Source organism: Pseudomonas sp. A2 (assembly GCF_023100865.1).
GTDB classification, from domain to species: Bacteria; Pseudomonadota; Gammaproteobacteria; order Pseudomonadales; family Pseudomonadaceae; genus Aquipseudomonas; species Aquipseudomonas asiatica.
This window is the reverse complement of record NZ_CP039127.1, coordinates 5,935,722-5,951,065: the sequence shown is the minus strand read 5'-3', so window position 1 is coordinate 5,951,065 and position 15,344 is coordinate 5,935,722. Positions and strand designations below refer to the sequence as shown.

16 protein-coding genes and 1 pseudogene are annotated in these 15,344 nt (G+C 53.2%); 7 read left to right on the top strand and 10 right to left on the bottom strand.

Features of this window, described 5'->3' with window-relative positions; all coding sequences use genetic code 11:
• The 3 genes from E5221_RS27505 to E5221_RS27495 are packed head-to-tail and all read left to right on the top strand — an operon-like array spanning nt 1 to nt 3,861.
• The gene (locus E5221_RS27505; protein ID WP_247846717.1) at nt 1–1,584 is read left to right on the top strand and encodes a hypothetical protein; all 1,584 of its coding nucleotides are present in this window, start codon (nt 1–3) and stop codon (nt 1,582–1,584) included.
• Nucleotides 1,584–3,452 carry a hypothetical protein gene (locus tag E5221_RS27500; RefSeq protein ID WP_247846716.1) on the top strand — a complete coding sequence of 623 codons (1,869 nt, stop codon included), beginning with the start codon at nt 1,584–1,586 and terminating at the stop codon, nt 3,450–3,452. Before E5221_RS27505 ends, E5221_RS27500 begins: the two co-directional genes overlap by 1 nt.
• A 1-nt stretch (nt 3,453) precedes the next feature.
• Complete coding sequence (locus tag E5221_RS27495; protein WP_247846715.1) at nt 3,454–3,861, top strand: helix-turn-helix transcriptional regulator; 408 nt, start codon at nt 3,454–3,456, stop codon at nt 3,859–3,861.
• Here E5221_RS27495 and E5221_RS27490 read toward each other — a convergent pair.
• Nucleotides 3,858–4,127 (bottom strand): helix-turn-helix domain-containing protein, encoded by a 270-nt coding sequence (locus E5221_RS27490; protein WP_247846714.1) that lies wholly within the window; start codon nt 4,125–4,127, stop codon nt 3,858–3,860. The genes E5221_RS27495 and E5221_RS27490 overlap by 4 nt on opposite strands.
• A gap of 96 nt (nt 4,128–4,223) precedes the next feature.
• Between E5221_RS27490 and E5221_RS27485 the strand changes: the two genes are divergently transcribed.
• A complete protein-coding gene (locus E5221_RS27485; protein WP_247846713.1) occupies nt 4,224–4,790 on the top strand; it encodes a hypothetical protein in 567 nt (188 codons plus the stop codon).
• A gap of 66 nt (nt 4,791–4,856) precedes the next feature.
• On the opposite strand, the gene E5221_RS27480 is transcribed toward E5221_RS27485, so the two are convergent.
• The 6 genes and pseudogenes from E5221_RS27480 to E5221_RS27455 form a co-directional block, all read right to left on the bottom strand.
• A complete protein-coding gene (locus tag E5221_RS27480) occupies nt 4,857–5,993 on the bottom strand; it encodes a hypothetical protein (RefSeq protein WP_247846712.1) in 1,137 nt (378 codons plus the stop codon).
• A 3-nt stretch (nt 5,994–5,996) separates the two neighbouring features.
• On the bottom strand, nt 5,997–7,133 hold the full coding sequence (locus E5221_RS27475; RefSeq protein WP_247846711.1) for a hypothetical protein: 1,137 nt from the start codon (nt 7,131–7,133) through the stop codon (nt 5,997–5,999).
• Between the two features lie 117 nt (nt 7,134–7,250).
• Nucleotides 7,251–8,054, bottom strand: a complete 804-nt coding sequence (locus tag E5221_RS27470) for a hypothetical protein (RefSeq protein ID WP_247846710.1) — start codon at nt 8,052–8,054, stop codon at nt 7,251–7,253.
• 175 nt (nt 8,055–8,229) lie between these two features.
• Nucleotides 8,230–9,138: pseudogene (locus tag E5221_RS27465) on the bottom strand (YifB family Mg chelatase-like AAA ATPase); the annotation flags it as partial.
• 162 nt (nt 9,139–9,300) lie between these two features.
• A complete protein-coding gene (locus tag E5221_RS27460; protein ID WP_023662910.1) occupies nt 9,301–9,654 on the bottom strand; it encodes a gamma-glutamylcyclotransferase family protein in 354 nt (117 codons plus the stop codon).
• The gene (locus E5221_RS27455) at nt 9,655–9,921 is read right to left on the bottom strand and encodes an accessory factor UbiK family protein (RefSeq protein WP_015272255.1); all 267 of its coding nucleotides are present in this window, start codon (nt 9,919–9,921) and stop codon (nt 9,655–9,657) included.
• Between the two features lie 402 nt (nt 9,922–10,323).
• On the opposite strand from E5221_RS27455, the gene glnK reads away from it, so the two are divergent.
• The 3 genes from glnK to sutA all read left to right on the top strand — a co-directional run bounded on the left by glnK (nt 10,324) and on the right by sutA (nt 12,799).
• On the top strand, nt 10,324–10,662 hold the full coding sequence (gene glnK, locus E5221_RS27450; protein ID WP_002555808.1) for a P-II family nitrogen regulator: 339 nt from the start codon (nt 10,324–10,326) through the stop codon (nt 10,660–10,662).
• A 46-nt stretch (nt 10,663–10,708) separates the two neighbouring features.
• Nucleotides 10,709–12,040, top strand: a complete 1,332-nt coding sequence (locus tag E5221_RS27445) for an ammonium transporter (protein ID WP_015272254.1) — start codon at nt 10,709–10,711, stop codon at nt 12,038–12,040.
• A gap of 429 nt (nt 12,041–12,469) precedes the next feature.
• On the top strand, nt 12,470–12,799 hold the full coding sequence (sutA, locus tag E5221_RS27440; protein WP_013974748.1) for a transcriptional regulator SutA: 330 nt from the start codon (nt 12,470–12,472) through the stop codon (nt 12,797–12,799).
• Between the two features lie 231 nt (nt 12,800–13,030).
• On the opposite strand, the gene E5221_RS27435 is transcribed toward sutA, so the two are convergent.
• From E5221_RS27435 to E5221_RS27425, 3 genes are read right to left on the bottom strand one after another with little or no spacing between them, the layout of a single operon-like run.
• On the bottom strand, nt 13,031–13,726 hold the full coding sequence (locus E5221_RS27435; RefSeq protein ID WP_013974747.1) for an HAD family hydrolase: 696 nt from the start codon (nt 13,724–13,726) through the stop codon (nt 13,031–13,033).
• A complete protein-coding gene (gene xerC / locus E5221_RS27430; protein ID WP_247846709.1) occupies nt 13,723–14,622 on the bottom strand; it encodes a tyrosine recombinase XerC in 900 nt (299 codons plus the stop codon). Before xerC ends, E5221_RS27435 begins: the two co-directional genes overlap by 4 nt.
• Entirely contained in the window at nt 14,622–15,332 is a 711-nt protein-coding gene (locus E5221_RS27425) for a DUF484 family protein (RefSeq protein WP_013974745.1), read from the bottom strand. The genes xerC and E5221_RS27425 overlap by 1 nt, the downstream gene beginning before the upstream one ends.
• Nucleotides 15,333–15,344: the final 12 nt, after the last annotated feature.

Below are 15,344 nucleotides of genomic sequence, written 5' to 3'. Positions count from 1 at the left end.
ATGGATGATCTCCACGCAAGCTTTTACGATCCAGGTATGGGTCGGGAGGATATATATAATTTTGAATTTCAAGGTGTGTCGCGAGGTGTGCTTGTTGACCTTCGCAATGCTTTTTATGAATTGACAGGGGCGTATAATTATAGGAGTAGACGGCAAGCATGGAGATCAGTCAAGAAATTCATTGACTTCTTAAGTTGCAATGATGACAGCTCGCCTGAGTTGCTTCGAGAATTTGGAAGGTCATTAGAAATACAGCAATTAATGCTGAAAACATGTCAGTCGCACTACAATTTTATATCTCGAATGGTGGCGTGGCTATCAGAAAATGGTAGCAATAAAGTGTGGGCTAGTCAGCAATATGAGTATCGTAAGTTTCCCAGAGAGTCCAAGTCTGTTCGCGCCAACCATATCAATGCTGAGTCTTTGTCAGATATAGTTAAAGCTTGTAAGAAGGAGATTTTACAAATCAGGTCGAAGCTGGAATTGAGGCGAATGATTTCGCAGGGTGAGGACATATTTGATTCAGAATTGAATGCTGATGACCTGCGAAATCTTAAAGACCTCATAAGTCTAGAGGGCCAAGGTGTTTGGTCTCAACGAGATCTTGCAATACCTGGGATCAGCAGGCTTTCACATGTTGGACTTCGCCGGCTATCGGCTTATCGTGAGTTGAGCTCGAGAAGCATTTTACCAATCTATATTCTTATCATGATTGAAACTGCTGCAAATCCGATTTCGCTTCTTGAGATAGGTGCGAAATGTATTGAGCCTCATCCCACAGACGAATCGCTCTCAATCATATCTTGGAATAAGCCAAGATCAAAAAGTGAGCAAAGGGTTTCGTTTCTAAAGCAAGGCCAGTTTTCAATAGCGCATCTAGTAGAGCTGGTTTTGAATGGTACGGAGCAACTTCGTGATATTGCCGGCGTAGATAAGGATTTGCTGTTCATCACCAGGTCGGGAGGTAAAGCAAAAAGAGTAAGCGTGCAAGGCATGCATAATCAACTGGTGCGATTCCGATCAGAGCACGCACTGCCTAAGTTTACCTTTGTCGACATACGTAGAAGCATAGCGGAGCTTGTTAATGTTAAGCACAGATCCCCTGCTCATGTGGCGAATGTACTACAGCATAAGGGGTTGTCAACGGTAGTAAGATATATAAATCCAAAGGAGAATAATTATAAGGCCTTTGAAAGGATTTCTGAAATACAAGGTGAAATGATAGGGGTCGCCACATCCGAGCAGACTGGAAATCTAGAGCAGACGGTTTTTGGAATTTCTTGTAATCGAGAAGATAAGGCGAGAAGCTGTTTGGAGTTTACAAGTTGTGCGGTATGTAAAAATGCTCTGGTTGTAATTGATGATCCTGTTTATGTGGCCAGGATCTTGAAATCTAAGATTTATTTAGAAGAGATGGAAAGAGCTGCTGTAGTACATGTTGATAGTGCTGCCAGATTCAATCATGTCTACAAGGTGACATTAGATGTGATAAGGTCGCAAATTATTCCAGAGATTAAGCAGGCTGTCATTGACCGAGCAGAGCGCTTATTGATTACGACCCCGGATTTGCCGAGGATGTATTGATGCTTGAGACAATTCAGAAAGCTAAGGAAGCCAACGTACTCCCCGCGCTGATGCTCTTATATGGTGTTGATTTTGACGCCGATGTCTGGTCCTTGAAACCAACGATAGTTTCGGTTGCAGATGAGTCCGTAATTTTCGATTGGGCATTTTATGCTAAATACGATTCTGAGAAATTCCTTGATGAGAGATATCAACTGATTCTTAAACGGACCGCGGGCTGTCTATTGGTAGGGCTCGGGACGAACAGAAACTCACCAAGCACCGTGAAAACCAAGATATATATATTGGCCGCGTTTTTGGCCGAAGCACAGCGTATAGGTGAGTATGAATTAAGCGTGATCACAGTTCGGAGGGCGCAACAAATATTTCTGAACATGTGTAACAGGTTGTCCCGGGGGGGGAACCTTGCGGCTAGTACTTTGATTTCAAGGATGAATGTAATAAGAGTCCTTTACTTTTTGAGGGCTAAGGCTGGCTCAGGACTGAGCTTCGATCCATTTCCACCCAAATTGCACAGACGGATCAGGCAAGACGCACGTGAAGCTTCATTCTGGGAGGCTCCGCCTGAACCTGTAGCGCTTCATATACTAAGGCGTGCAATAAATATAGTTGAGGATTTAGGGCCTGATATCTGTAGGATTTTTAATAAATACTTTGAAGGAATACAAGATGCCTTGGCAGAAGGATATAAAACCAGGAAAAGAATATCCCCCTATGGCAAAAGAGCTATTGCAAACGAGTCTTTCGAGAAAACTCAACGTATTCCAGAACTAGAGGCTTTTGCAGCTTACAATCCCCTGCATGTAGCTCATTTACGTAAACAGCTAATGACAGCCTGTTTTATTGTTATCTCTTATACGGTTGGTGCTAGGGTTAGTGAGATCAGGCGAGCAACCTCTGTTAGTGTTCGAAGTGAACGCCATCCTTCGGGTGAGATATTTCATTACTATTGTGCGGCTCGTTCAAAACGAAAGTTTGGCATTCCTGCTCAGCGAGACAATGAAGATAGTGATGAGGTTCCATGGGTCATACCGCCAGCCGCACTTACAGCATTTCGCACATTGAAAGATCTTTCAGCTTGTCTACGAAAGCAGTGTGGAATTGATAGCTTGTGGTTGATTACTGCTGGCAACTCTCTGATGACGTTCGATCCTAAAACTAAGCCGAGCATCTTATCTACAAGCCAATTCAACTCGCGGTTGGTCGAATTTGCAGAATTTATTAAGCTTGAAAGAAACACCGGTTGGAAAGGTAGAATCCACACTCATCAAGGTCGAAAACATTTCGCTCGCTTCGCCGCTAAACGCGATAGGCGAAGCTTAGCTGACTTAGCCATACAGTTTTCACATGCTACGCCCCAAAGTATTGATTATAGCTACGCTCGACCAGATGGAGAATTCCGTAGAATCGTAGCTGAGCAAATATCTCACGAAGTTGAAGAGGTTGCTCAAGCCTTGAAGGGCGCTGATCCTGTGAACGTCTACACTGGGGTAGGAAGTGGCCAGCGTGTTAACCAGGTTAAAAGATTTCTCGGGAGGTTAGTGAGCTCAGCTGATGTCAAAAGGCTTCTGGCCAAGGGAACAGTGTTGGTGCCATGTGAGTGGGGAGTTTGTATCTATAGGCAGGAAACTAGCGCATGCAATGGTACTAAAGAATATCCCAGTCCCGTTAATAGAAGTCCATCAGTGTGTGTGGGGTGTAGTAATTTTATGTCTACTAGCAATAACAGGGTTTGGTGGGAAAATTATGTTGCTGATAGTGAGAGAATTTTGAGGCAGAAGAATATTCCTGCCCAGACTAAAGTGATTCTTGAGGGGCGTCTGAGAGAAGGGCTAAAAGTCTTAGATTCAATTGCAAAGGAGAACTAGCGTGAATGTTCGAGAGTTGTTGGTGTGCGCGCTAGAAAAGATGATGCACGATAATGATAAAAATATTACTATTTTGTCACTTTCAGCAGCTGTCGGAATTAGCAGGTCAACAATTTATAAATACTATCCGGATGTCGTGGATCGGGTTCGTTCGATAAAGCATCGCTCAAGTTTCAGAGGGCAAGAAAGTATTGCTCTCAAGGCCAGCAAACTGTCGCAAAAAGTTCGGAATCTAGAGAGTTTGGTTACAACGCTAACTAACGTGTGCTCTTCTCAGTTGTCAGAAATATCAGAAATTAGGTTGAGCTACGAAGACATAATTGAAGGTCAAAAAATGAAAATTGCCTTTTTGGAAAGGGAATTGAAAAAGACAAAGCGTCCAAGCCTTAGGGCCGTAGACAAAGATTAATCATGCTTTATTGATTTTGTGATCGCCATAAGCAGGTCTTGAGCGAGAACGTCATTACTGGTTTTAGCATATGCGCGGACTATAATGATCAGGGGGTGTACTTCAAGGGAGGCGGCAAATTCCTCAAGTTTGTCCAGAGAAATCATCTTTTTACCGCTCTCTACATTACTTACGTAGGTTTGGCTTGCACCTAGTTGCTCTTGAGATAAGCCCTGCTCTAATCTAATTTCTTTTATTACCTCTCCGATAGCTGATTTGATTTCCATTTGCCGAGTCCGCTCAAATGGGTCATTCAGCCCGCTTGATGGTGACTCTTCTATGCTCTATAGAGTATGATTGCGGTTTTCTTCAGATCTTATTGTATGAAAATCGAAAGCAGGCCTAGAGTTGAAGCCTCTCCATCTCGGCAAGAGATGATTACGCTGATCAGGAATCACGTCGCCATTTCAGAAGGCAAGCCGCGTGTCTTGCCCGTTGCGCAGGATCTCCTGTTAGAAATTCTGAATGATGATCACGAAATACAAAACGACTGGATCTGTTTTTCTGATAAAAATATTTGCAACACTGTTCTGCGGTTCATATGCACCTATCGTATCCCACTAGCTTGCCATAAATACAATAACCTGATGACTGATTGTGTCAGCTATTTGGATTATTACAGTAAGAGCATTGTTGGTAACGATGGCTCACAAGTACGTGTACCAAGGGTGGTTAACGGTGTTAGGTTTGCGGATGTATTCCGGGCGCGTGGCAAAGAGATCTTGGTAATTGAAAGCTTACATGAGCTGGATTTATGGTTTTCGGAATGGGGAGGAGAGGCATTGATTACCACAAACCTCGTCGCCCATCTTGATGGCTTGATTTCACAATCTTCCGATGTGGCCAGAAGTTACAAAAACAGTAAAGAATTGAGGAATTTAAATTTTTGATGCGAGCATGGTTGTATCAAACTATTAGAGCCCTCTTGCTTTGCTAAAGGGCTCATCCAGGTTAGCTTAATCTTGAGGGGCTTGTTCGGCAGCTAATGGAACCTGTTCAGGAGGTGAACTAGCTTTAGTGATGGTTGCCGAGTATTGAGAAAAGGCTTCGGTTAAGTACGAAATTAGTGCCTGGCAGCAACGAATCATTTCATCAGAGTCATAAGATTTATAGCTAAAATTCTGATGCGTCAGATCATGGCGAATGTTTGAAAGATAATCCATGGCCTTGATTTTGAATTTTCTCTCTGCCTCCTTTCTCGGGTTGTCATCGCCGTCCTCGGATTTTTTGTGAGTAAAGGCTCTGTCGAGGCCGATTTCGGCAAATCGGTGGCTAGCAAAATTTACCGATGACTGCGCGCCTTTGTAATGGCCTATATGCCACTGGAGCGTCTCAATGCAATGGCGGATCAAATTCAGATTTGATTCCTGAAATGATATTTTTTCTTTTAATTCAAGAACGTTTTGTAGAGGAAAGAAAAACTCTAGGATTTTGTACAAGCCCAGGAAAACGTTTTCTACTTTTCGTGAGCGGATCACGGAGTATAGTTGATTGAAAAGCCAGTCATGCTGTTCTTTCGGGATTATTTTTGCAAGGCTTATTATGCCGTCCTTCAGGTCCCGAACAAATGCCTTATCTTGTTCGATGAATAGCATCACTCTCACGTATGATGCTAAAGGGTGCTCACCAACCTCATCCGCGGATACAGTAAATGTCAAAATAGGCGGGAAGTAACCTAAAAGATCTTCGTCGAAAATCTTTTCGTTGGCCACTCTTAGGGGGATCGGAGAATTGAATTGCACGCGTGCTGTCGCTGCAAATTTAGCTAGCTGAATGAAATGAAGGTCAGCATTCTCTAGCCCGAAATCTTCAGGAGCAAGGTTGTAGGTCAAACGGTCATTGCTGTAAGCAGTTATCGTTCCGGTGCCATTATAGTTTAGCGTTCCTATTTTTACTCCATCTATATCGAGATAGTTTTCAAGGCTGCTGTTTGTAAAAGCATTGAGCCCTTCTTCGGAAAGTTGAGCATAGTTCGGGTCCTCAGCGTCGCATGGCTGTAGCCAGAACCTGCTTATGTCACCATCTTCCGCAAGATTACCTTGGACAAGAGCTCTAAGGTCGCGGTTGATAAATGTAACGATGTTCTGCGTCACGGCTCACCTCGTCAACCAGCAAGGAGCCATCGAGCCTTGAGTAATAACTCGATCCGAGTGCTCTATCAGTGTGCCGAAAGCGTTTTTGTATCGTGCCCTCTCTTGCTCACCAATCCTGCTCGTTTTTCCTGTGGACAGAATACGGTTTAGCGTGTCGAATTCAAGGAAGTCAAAAAGTTCATCTTCGCTAAGATTGGACATGTATCCGACGACTTTGTTGATCGTCTCACTAACAATTTCCAACTGTCGCTTAGCCTCAGTAAGAGTGTAGTCGAATCCGGGGCCGCCAAACAGTCGCTCAGCTACAGCAACGATGAAACCGATAGAGCCAGGGGAGGAAGTGAATATATCTCGCCCCGATTTAATTCGCGTCGTTTCATCGCGTTCAATGGTATTTCTTCCGATACGGTCAAATTGTCGATCTAGGTTTATCATAAGCTCCAATGAGCTTACAAATAAAGGGAAGTATTCGTCATTGGCCGCAGCTTCTGTTATGTCGACTCGAGCGAACTCTTCGGCAACTTTATCTTTAACATCGACGTCAATGCTTCTCGACGTGAATGCAAGGAAAAGCTCAACGATTCTGGTGCTCTTATAGTCTCCTGCGCCAGAGCGTCGTGACGTCTCCTCCAAGGAGATGATTCGAGCGTCTGGAATAGCTGCACTGACTTTTTTTAGTAGAGGTCGATAAAGAGTGTCTAGTTGCCGCTTCAAGTCCCACGGTACTTGGCCTGTGTTCAAGACAAGCATGCGGTAAATCAAGCTTTCTACTTTGTGTGAGAGCCAAATTTCAACTCTGATCTCGGAACCCGGCTGATCTGCAATTTCAGATTCAAGAAGGGCTGTCGTACGCTGCATTCCGTCGATGATACTTACGTCAAGATTACGTTTCTGTATTTCTTCTATCAAGTCTACCGACTCAGTTACAGATTCCAGGTCGGTATAGTCAGTTTGTGAACAGACTACGCCTACGACTATTGGCGGAATCACCGCGCCTTGCCTGATATCTTCTACTAAGCGGGATCTGATCTTGAGTCCTGTCTTGCTTCTTATAGGAGCCCGCTGGCCTTCAATGCCGCCCATATTGCTGTATGCTTGTTCCACTAGGTTCAGATACGCCCCCAAGGGGATCGTGGCCATGATAGATAAGCATCCACTTTTTCTGTCTTGAAGGCTAACTAGTGGTCGTTTCATTGCTTTGTATTTTCCGTAAATTTCAAATGTTCGGTTCGGGTCGCAGGTTTGATGCGCGACCAGTTATGACTCATTAAGGTTCTTAGCCTTGACTGTAATGGTTCCGCGCTTAAAATTTATAGGCGTGGTTAGCTGGTCGATTGTCAAAATCGTAGATATGTCTTCGAGGCTTCCGATGTTTAATTCGAGAGCGCCTTTCGAGTTTTGAGCAATCTTCTCAGCGCCAATGCAGATGCGATATTCCCTTTGCCAATCATAGCTTTTTGGCTTTCTGAATGCACCAAGCGGGCCGTTATAGTCGTCCATTTCAAGATATTCAACTTGACCATGTCCGCCCTCAAAAAAATCAGAGTTGTAGAGATGTGGATGGCTGGATAACGCATTGCCCAGTCTTTGAAAAAATTCTCTACGGTCATCAATTTTTAATGCGTGTGTGCCGAACTCGATGAATCTATTGCTCAACTTAATAGTCCCGAATTCACCAGAAGCTTGAAACTCTGGTTGAGACTCTGCAAGACATCCCATAGAAAAAATCATTGTTTCTTCAGGCTTGGGCATGGTCAGGTGCAATATTGACTCAGGGCCTAATGGATATTCTTTTCCATCAATCTCTATCGCTAACTCGCGTCTACCTTTTAAATCGGATCCTGAGCTTAATCGAAGATAGCTTTGTTCGTGAGAGTCGAATCGCAGGCTCTGAATATCTTTTTCTTGATTCTGAGAGAAGTAAGCGAGGCTGTTGAGGTAGAGCAAACCCTTTTGGAGGCTCTGTATGTTTTTCAAACTGGCGACTTTGAACAGCATAAAACAGTCGGTTTTCGGCTTGCGGTCTGGTACCGCCGACATTGTTACAGTCCCTTTAATCATGTCGCGTTCTCTCGATCTAGGTGCCCCGCCGTCCACTGCTGGCGATATGCGATTACCCTAACCAAGTTGAGCATTTCTGAACAGCCAAATTTAAGGAAGCGAACAGACGGATGTCGGAGACGCGACGCCGAGATGATTTTTCGCATCTACAGTGTTGACAAGTCAACCTAAACTTGAGTTCATCCAGAAACAGCACGCCATGGTGGGCGAGGGTGATTTCGCCCGGTTGCGGCCGGCTGCTGCCGCCGACCAGTGCCGGGCCGGAGGCGGAGTGATGCGGATGGCGGAAGGGCCGCTGCGGCCAGCTGCTCAGTGGCGTATGGCCGCTGACCGACTGTATCGCCGCCACTTCCAGTGCTTCGTGCTCGTCCAGTGGTGGCAGCAGCCCCGGCAAGCGGCTGGCAAGCAAGGTCTTGCCGGTACCGGGAGGCCCGGTGAACAAAAGGTTGTGCGCCCCGGCCGCCGCTAGCAGCAGCGCACGCTTGGCCGCCAGTTGGCCCTGCACTTCGCTCAGGTCCGGGTACGGACGTTGCTGCAGGATCAGGCCGTTGGCGGCATACGGTGGCAATGGCACCTGGCCGTTCAGGTGGGCGACCAGTTCCAGCAGGTGCCCCACCGCATACACCACCAGCCCGCCTGCCAGGCTGGCTTCCTCGGCATTCTCCCGCGGCACCACCAGCGCCCGGCCTGCTTCGCGTGCCGCCAGTGCTGCGGGCAACACGCCCTGCACCGGGCGCAACTTGCCAGACAGCGCCAGTTCGCCCAGGCATTCGACCTCGGCAAGGGTGGCCGTTGGTACCTGGCCATCGGCGGCGAGGATACCCAGGGCAATTGCCAGGTCATAGCGCCCGCCATCCTTGGGCAGGTCGGCGGGGGCGAGGTTCTGGGTGATGCGCCGCTGCGGGTAGTTCAAACCGGAGTTGACGATGGCGCTGCGTACCCGGTCCTTGCTCTCTTTGACCGTGGTTTCCGGCAGACCGACCAGCGTGAGATGGGGCAAACCGTTGGCCAGGTGGGTTTCGACGCTGACCGCCGGTGCCTGCACGCCCACCTGGGCGCGGCTGTGGACGAGGGCTAGGGACATGGACGCTCCGTTGTCGCTGAAGAGGGCCGCTTCCTGCGGCTTTGCAAGAATAGCGAGCACGGCCCGGACCGGCGAAAGAAGTGTGCGTCCTGGTTTTTCAGGCAGGGTTTTCCCCTGCATTGTCACCCCGTCGGGTTCGTGCCTGCTGTGCGCCGGAAGGGCTCAGGCGCGTACATAAACCCAGGCGGTCAGGCCCGATGCGAGCGTTACGGCCACGCGCTTGTAGTCTGCGACTTCATAGCGATCCGCCGCTGCCAGCTCTTCTTCGCTGATCTGGAAGACCATGCCGGCCACGCTGTCGTCTGCCTGGCTGCTGGGAGCGACGATAGGGTGATGGGACTTGCCGCTGGCTGCCAGCACGGCCGGGTCGGTGATCTCGACCCAGTCCTGGCGGTAGCCCAGCATGCGGTCGGCCTGGCCGCTCAGTTCGCGGCCGAAGTTGGCGAGCTGCACGGCTTTGTCCTGCAAGGTGCCGTAGGAAAACAACAGTACCGGGTATGCGCTGGAGGGTTGCATTCACTCATCCTGTGGGGTCGGGTTCAGCCGGGCTTCCAGCTCGGCCACTTGTTTTTCCAAAGCCTCCAGGCGTGCGCGGGTGCGCGCCAGTACGACCATCTGGCTGTCGAATTCTTCGCGGCTGACCAGGTCCAGCTTGCTGAAGGCACCTTGCATCAGCACCTTGAACTGACTTTCCAGTTCGGCGCGGGGCTGGGCGGTATCGCTGCTGAACAGGCGCGATGCCTGGTCGCTCAGGGCATCGAGAAGGGCTTTGGGCGCGAGCATGGGGCTGTCCACTGATACTGGGAAATGGCCGGCAGTGTAACACGCATGCATGAGCATCCGGCCTCGTCGCTGGCTCCTACAGAAAGCAGCGCTCATCTGAAACTGCACATTTTTCGAGCGATGCAGCAGGTCGAGGTGCACCGAAATTGTGCATGTTTCCCATGCTGGCGACTGGCCAATCCCGACTGATTCACATAACTCCCTGTTTTCCCGAGCTTTGACGGAACTGGCAAGGTTTCTGCAAAGACCAGTGCGAGCCATGCACTGATGCAGTTCCTTGTGACCAGGCAGTGCGCACGCGGAGCCGGATGCCGACGACGCGTTACAAAGCCAACCGCTGCGCTTAGACTTGAGACGGGTTTGTTTTCCTGGGGCAAGTCCACCAAATCGGGAGAGAGTTTCATGAAGCTAGTCACAGCCATCATCAAGCCGTTCAAGCTGGACGACGTGCGCGAGTCGCTGTCGGAAATCGGCGTGCAGGGCATCACCGTCACCGAAGTCAAAGGTTTCGGTCGGCAGAAGGGCCACACCGAGCTGTATCGCGGTGCTGAATATGTGGTCGATTTCCTGCCCAAGGTGAAGATCGATGTCGCCATCGATGACAAGGACCTTGATCGGGTAATCGAAGCCATCACCAAGGCAGCCAACACCGGCAAGATCGGTGACGGCAAGATTTTCGTGGTGAATCTGGAGCAGGCGATCCGTATCCGTACCGGCGAAACCGATACCGACGCGATCTAAGCAGCAACAAAGCCTCACCAAACCCAACGCCCCAGGAGAAAACAACATGACTCTGCGTAAGATCGCAGGGCTAGGAGCCCTATTGTCCCTCGTAATGCCCGGGCTTGCCCTGGCAGAGGAAGCTGCCCCAGCGCTGAACTCCGGCGACACCGCCTGGATGCTCACCGCAACGGCGCTGGTGCTGTTCATGACCATTCCGGGCCTGGCCCTGTTCTATGGCGGCATGGTGCGATCCAAGAACGTGCTGTCGGTGATGATGCAGTGCTTTGCAATCACTGGCCTGATGAGCATTCTCTGGGTCGTCTACGGCTACAGCATGGCCTTCGATACCACTGGTATGGAAAAGGGCGTGCTCAACTTCAATTCCTTCGTCGGCGGCTTCTCCAAGGCGTTCCTCAGCGGCGTCACGCCCTCGAACCTGACCTCGGCTGCCGCGCTGTTCCCTGAAGCGGTATTCATCACCTTCCAGATGACCTTCGCCATCATCACCCCGGCGCTGATCGTCGGTGCCTTCGCCGAGCGCATGAAGTTCTCCGCGATGCTGGTGTTCATGGGCATCTGGTTCACCCTGGTCTACGCGCCGATCGCGCACATGGTCTGGAGCGGTGACGGTGCACTGATGTGGGACTGGGGCGTGCTGGACTTCGCTGGCGGCACCGTAGTGCACATCAATGCCGGTATCGCTGGCCTGGTCTGCTGCCTGGTGCTGGGCAAGCGCAAGGGCTACCCGACCACCCCGATGGCTCCGCACAACCTGGGCTATACCCTGATGGGCGCGGCCATGCTGTGGGTCGGCTGGTTCGGCTTCAACGCAGGCTCTGCCGCGGCTGCCAACGGCACCGCCGGCATGGCCATGCTGGTGACTCAGATCGCCACCGCCGCCGCGGCCCTGGGCTGGATGTTCGCCGAGTGGATCGGTCACGGTAAACCGAGCGCCCTGGGCATCGCTTCGGGTGTGGTCGCCGGCCTGGTCGCCATCACCCCGGCTGCCGGTACCGTAGGCCCCATGGGTGCCCTGGTGATCGGCCTGGTCTCGGGTGTGGTCTGCTACTTCTGCGCCACCAGCCTCAAGCGCAAGCTGGGCTATGACGACTCCCTGGACGCCTTCGGCGTGCACGGCATCGGCGGTATCGTCGGCGCCATCCTTACCGGTGTGTTCGCAGCTCCGGCGCTGGGCGGCTTCGGTGCCGTCACCGACATCGGCATGCAGGTCTGGATCCAGGCCAAGGGCGTGATCTTCACCGTGGTCTACACCGCCATCGTCACCTACGTGATTCTCAAGGTGCTTGATGTGGTGATGGGCCTGCGGGCAAGCGAAGAAGAAGAGTCTGTCGGCCTCGACCTGGCTCAGCACAACGAGCGCGGCTACAACCTGTAACTGCGACGCGGTAAAAACTTGCCCGGCTTGCCGGGCATTTTTTTGCCAGATTTTTAGCATTTCCCGCACGGCAAACGGTTTATCCGACACGTTCGCGACGTAGGCGGAAATCTTACAAAACGCAGAGCATTCATGGTGCTTTGCTTTTTCTGCTGGCGCGCTAGAATGCGCGCCGAAGGGTGTTTGACGAGTAGTCCACACGCTTCGCCAGCCTTTGCTAGGCTTGCCAATAGCGTGTGGCCAGCAGGGGCTAAAGGATTTGTCAGGTCCTGCCAGGAGCAGGGTCTGCTGGGTGCCGCCTCCCATCAGGAGCGCCGACCCTAGGGCAGTGGCCTAACCCACGGCCAGTTGAATTTTCACTGGTGGCTGCCGGTCTACGGCTGCACTGGTCTATAACTAACCTGCTTTTCGCAAGTCATGAGGTAGAACATGAGCGACGACGATCTGGAAAATGATGACCTCGAAGTAGGCGACGAAGACGAGGGCGATGAAGGCCTCGAAGCGGCAGCTGATGATGGCGCCGAAGACGCTGGCGATGACGACAGCAGCCCGGCACCCGCTGCCAAGGGCAAATCCAAGGCCGCGGTCTCGGTAGACGAGATGCCGAGCATGGAAGCCAAGCAGAAGGAGCGTGACGCCCTGGCCAAGGCCATGGAAGAGTTCCTCGCTCGCGGCGGCAAGGTTCAGGAAGTCGAGGCCAACGTGGTCGCCGATCCGCCCAAGAAGCCGGATAACAAGTACGGCAGCCGCCCTATCTGAGTGGCTGATCGAAAAAAAGCCCGCCGTCGCTGCGGGCTTTTTTGTGCCTGCTGTTCAGGCCAGGTTGACGCGGTCCCTGTAGGAGCGGCCTTGTGTCGCGAAAGGGCTGCGAAGCAGCCCCAGCAATTCGTGCATCTACGCGAAAACCCTGGGGCTGCTTCGCAGCCCTTTCGCGACACAAGGCCGCTCCTACAAAGGGCCGCGCAGGCCTCGAGGGCTGTGCAGTACCTGTCAGCGCCAGCGCGCAAGGATGTCGGGTAACTGCGACAGGCGCTGGATCTCGGCGTCCGGCGCCTGTTCGCCTACCCACGCCTTGCCCTGGGGGTTGAACCACACCGCCCGCAGCCCGGCGCGCTGGGCGCCGGCAATGTCATCGCCCGGGTGGTCACCGATGTGCACCGCTGCGCTGGCCTCCACGTCACCGCGGCGCAGGGCTTCGAGGAACGGCGCCGGGTCCGGCTTGCCGATGCCGAGGTCTTCGGCACACAGGGCAAAGCGGAAATAGTCCGCCAGCCCCAGCCGGCTTACGTCGGCATTGCCGTTGGTGACCACGCCCAAGGTGTAGTGATGGCGCAGGATCTCCAGCACCGGCTGCACCTCCGGGAAAATCTCCACCTGGTGGCGGGCATGCAGGAATACTTCGAAACCTTCGTTGGCCAGCTCCTGCGCATGTTTTTCGCTGTAGCCGACTTCTTCCAGGGCATGAAACAGCACCCGTCGACGCAGGGCGCTGATACGGTGCTTCAGGCCGGGTTCGGCTTGTACCAGGCGCTCGCGAATGGCGAACAGGTGCTCCACCGGTACGCCACCAAGGATCGGGGCGTTGGCTTCGAGCCAGTCGCGCAGCACGACTTCCGCGCTGGCAATCACCGGCGCGGTATCCCACAGGGTGTCGTCGAGGTCGAAGGTGATCAGCTTGATGCTCATGAGTCTGTGCCTTTGCTGCGTTTGGCCCGAGGGTGGGCGCTGTCGTACACCGCGGCCAGGTGCTGGAAGTCCAGGTGGGTATAGATCTGCGTGGTGCCGATGTCGGCATGGCCGAGCATCTCCTGCACCGCGCGCAGGTCCTGGGACGATTCCAGCACGTGGCTGGCGAAGGAATGGCGAAGCATGTGTGGGTGCAGGTGCTGGCCCAGCTCGCGCTCACCGGCCGCCTTCACCCGTTGCTGAACGGCCCGTGGGCTGATGCGGTTGCCTTGGCGGGTGATGAAAACCGCGCGGTCGCGCGGGTTGCCGATGCCGCGCAGGCGGTACCAGGCCTGCAAGGCTTCGCGGGCCTTGCGGCCGACCGGCAGCACGCGGGCCTTGCCGCCCTTGCCCAGCACCTGCACCAGGCCGGCGGCGAGGTCCAGGTGATCGAGGTCGAGGTTGGTCAGCTCGGACAGGCGCAGGCCCGACGAATAGAACAGTTCGAGGATGGCCTGGTCACGACGGGCGATGAAGTCATCGTCGACACCGCCATCAAGCAGTTGCAGGGCGCGGTCGGTGTCCAGCACCTTGGGCAGCCGGCGTTCGCCCTTGGGCGCGCTCAGGCCGCTGGCCGGGTCGTGCTGGCACAGGCCTTCGCGGTTGAGATAGCGGTACAGGCCACGCACCGCCGACAGCAGCCGGGCCAGGCTGCGCGAGGACTGGCCGTGGTGGTGCTGGCGGGCGATCAGCTGGCGCAGCTGCTGGATCTGCAGCGCCTGCCAACCGGTAATGCCATGTTCTTTGCAGTAGGCGACCACCTTGTCCAGGTCGCGACGGTAGCCCAGCAGGGTGTGCTCGGACACCTGGCGCTCGTTGCGCAGGTGTGCGCAATAAGCCTCCAGCTGGCGTTCCATCAGCGTACCGGGCGCAGGGTCTGGGTAACGCGTGGCACAACGCGGCCAAGCACCTCGGCAATGTAGCCAAGGAACAAGGTGCCGACGCTGCTCTTGTAGTGTTGGGGGTCGCGGCTGCCGATCGCCAGCACCCCGTGCAGGCCCTGGTATTCCAGGGCAGCCACGGCGCTGGAGCCCACTTCCCGGCGCTGTTCTTCACCGAACAGGAAGGCCAGCTCGTGCTCGCGCAGGTTGCCGCTGACCGTCTTGCCGCCGCCCAGCAGGGCACCGATGGCCTGCTGCGCTTCGGCGTTACTCACCCAGCGCCCGACCGGCGCGACGTTTTCGCCGAACAGGATCAGGCTGACGAAGGGCACCTGGAATTCCTGGCGCAGGCTGTCTTCGACTGCCATCACCACTTCCTCCAGGCTGCCGGCGTCGAGCAGGTCGAGGATCAGCCGGCGGGTCTTGTCGAAAAGCCGATCGTTGTCGCGGGCCACGTCCATCAGTTGCGACAGGCGGTGGCGCATCTCGATGTTGCGGTCGCGCAGCAAACTGAGCTGGCGCTCCACCAGCGACACGCTGTCGCCACGCTGGTGAGGGATGCGCTGTTCGATCAGCAACTCGTCGTGCTCGGCGAAGAAGGTGGGGTGGGCGCGCAGGTAGGCGACCACCGCTTCGGCATCGAGCTCGGCGGACTGCTGGGGTACAACCTGGGGCTGATCGGTCATGGCGGTTACTCG

Coding starts and splice junctions, on each gene's coding strand:
- E5221_RS27505 (WP_247846717.1), top strand. CDS start 1: ATGGATGATCTCCACGCAAGCTTTTACGATCCAGGTATGGGTCGGGAG.
- E5221_RS27500 (WP_247846716.1), top strand. CDS start 1,584: ATGCTTGAGACAATTCAGAAAGCTAAGGAAGCCAACGTACTCCCCGCG.
- E5221_RS27490 (WP_247846714.1), bottom strand. CDS start 4,127: ATGGAAATCAAATCAGCTATCGGAGAGGTAATAAAAGAAATTAGATTA.
- E5221_RS27485 (WP_247846713.1), top strand. CDS start 4,224: ATGAAAATCGAAAGCAGGCCTAGAGTTGAAGCCTCTCCATCTCGGCAA.
- E5221_RS27475 (WP_247846711.1), bottom strand. CDS start 7,133: ATGGCCACGATCCCCTTGGGGGCGTATCTGAACCTAGTGGAACAAGCA.
- E5221_RS27470 (WP_247846710.1), bottom strand. CDS start 8,054: ATGATTAAAGGGACTGTAACAATGTCGGCGGTACCAGACCGCAAGCCG.
- E5221_RS27460 (WP_023662910.1), bottom strand. CDS start 9,654: ATGCAACCCTCCAGCGCATACCCGGTACTGTTGTTTTCCTACGGCACC.
- E5221_RS27455 (WP_015272255.1), bottom strand. CDS start 9,921: ATGCTCGCGCCCAAAGCCCTTCTCGATGCCCTGAGCGACCAGGCATCG.
- glnK (WP_002555808.1), top strand. CDS start 10,324: ATGAAGCTAGTCACAGCCATCATCAAGCCGTTCAAGCTGGACGACGTG.
- E5221_RS27445 (WP_015272254.1), top strand. CDS start 10,709: ATGACTCTGCGTAAGATCGCAGGGCTAGGAGCCCTATTGTCCCTCGTA.
- sutA (WP_013974748.1), top strand. CDS start 12,470: ATGAGCGACGACGATCTGGAAAATGATGACCTCGAAGTAGGCGACGAA.
- E5221_RS27435 (WP_013974747.1), bottom strand. CDS start 13,726: ATGAGCATCAAGCTGATCACCTTCGACCTCGACGACACCCTGTGGGAT.
- xerC (WP_247846709.1), bottom strand. CDS start 14,622: ATGGAACGCCAGCTGGAGGCTTATTGCGCACACCTGCGCAACGAGCGC.
- E5221_RS27425 (WP_013974745.1), bottom strand. CDS start 15,332: ATGACCGATCAGCCCCAGGTTGTACCCCAGCAGTCCGCCGAGCTCGAT.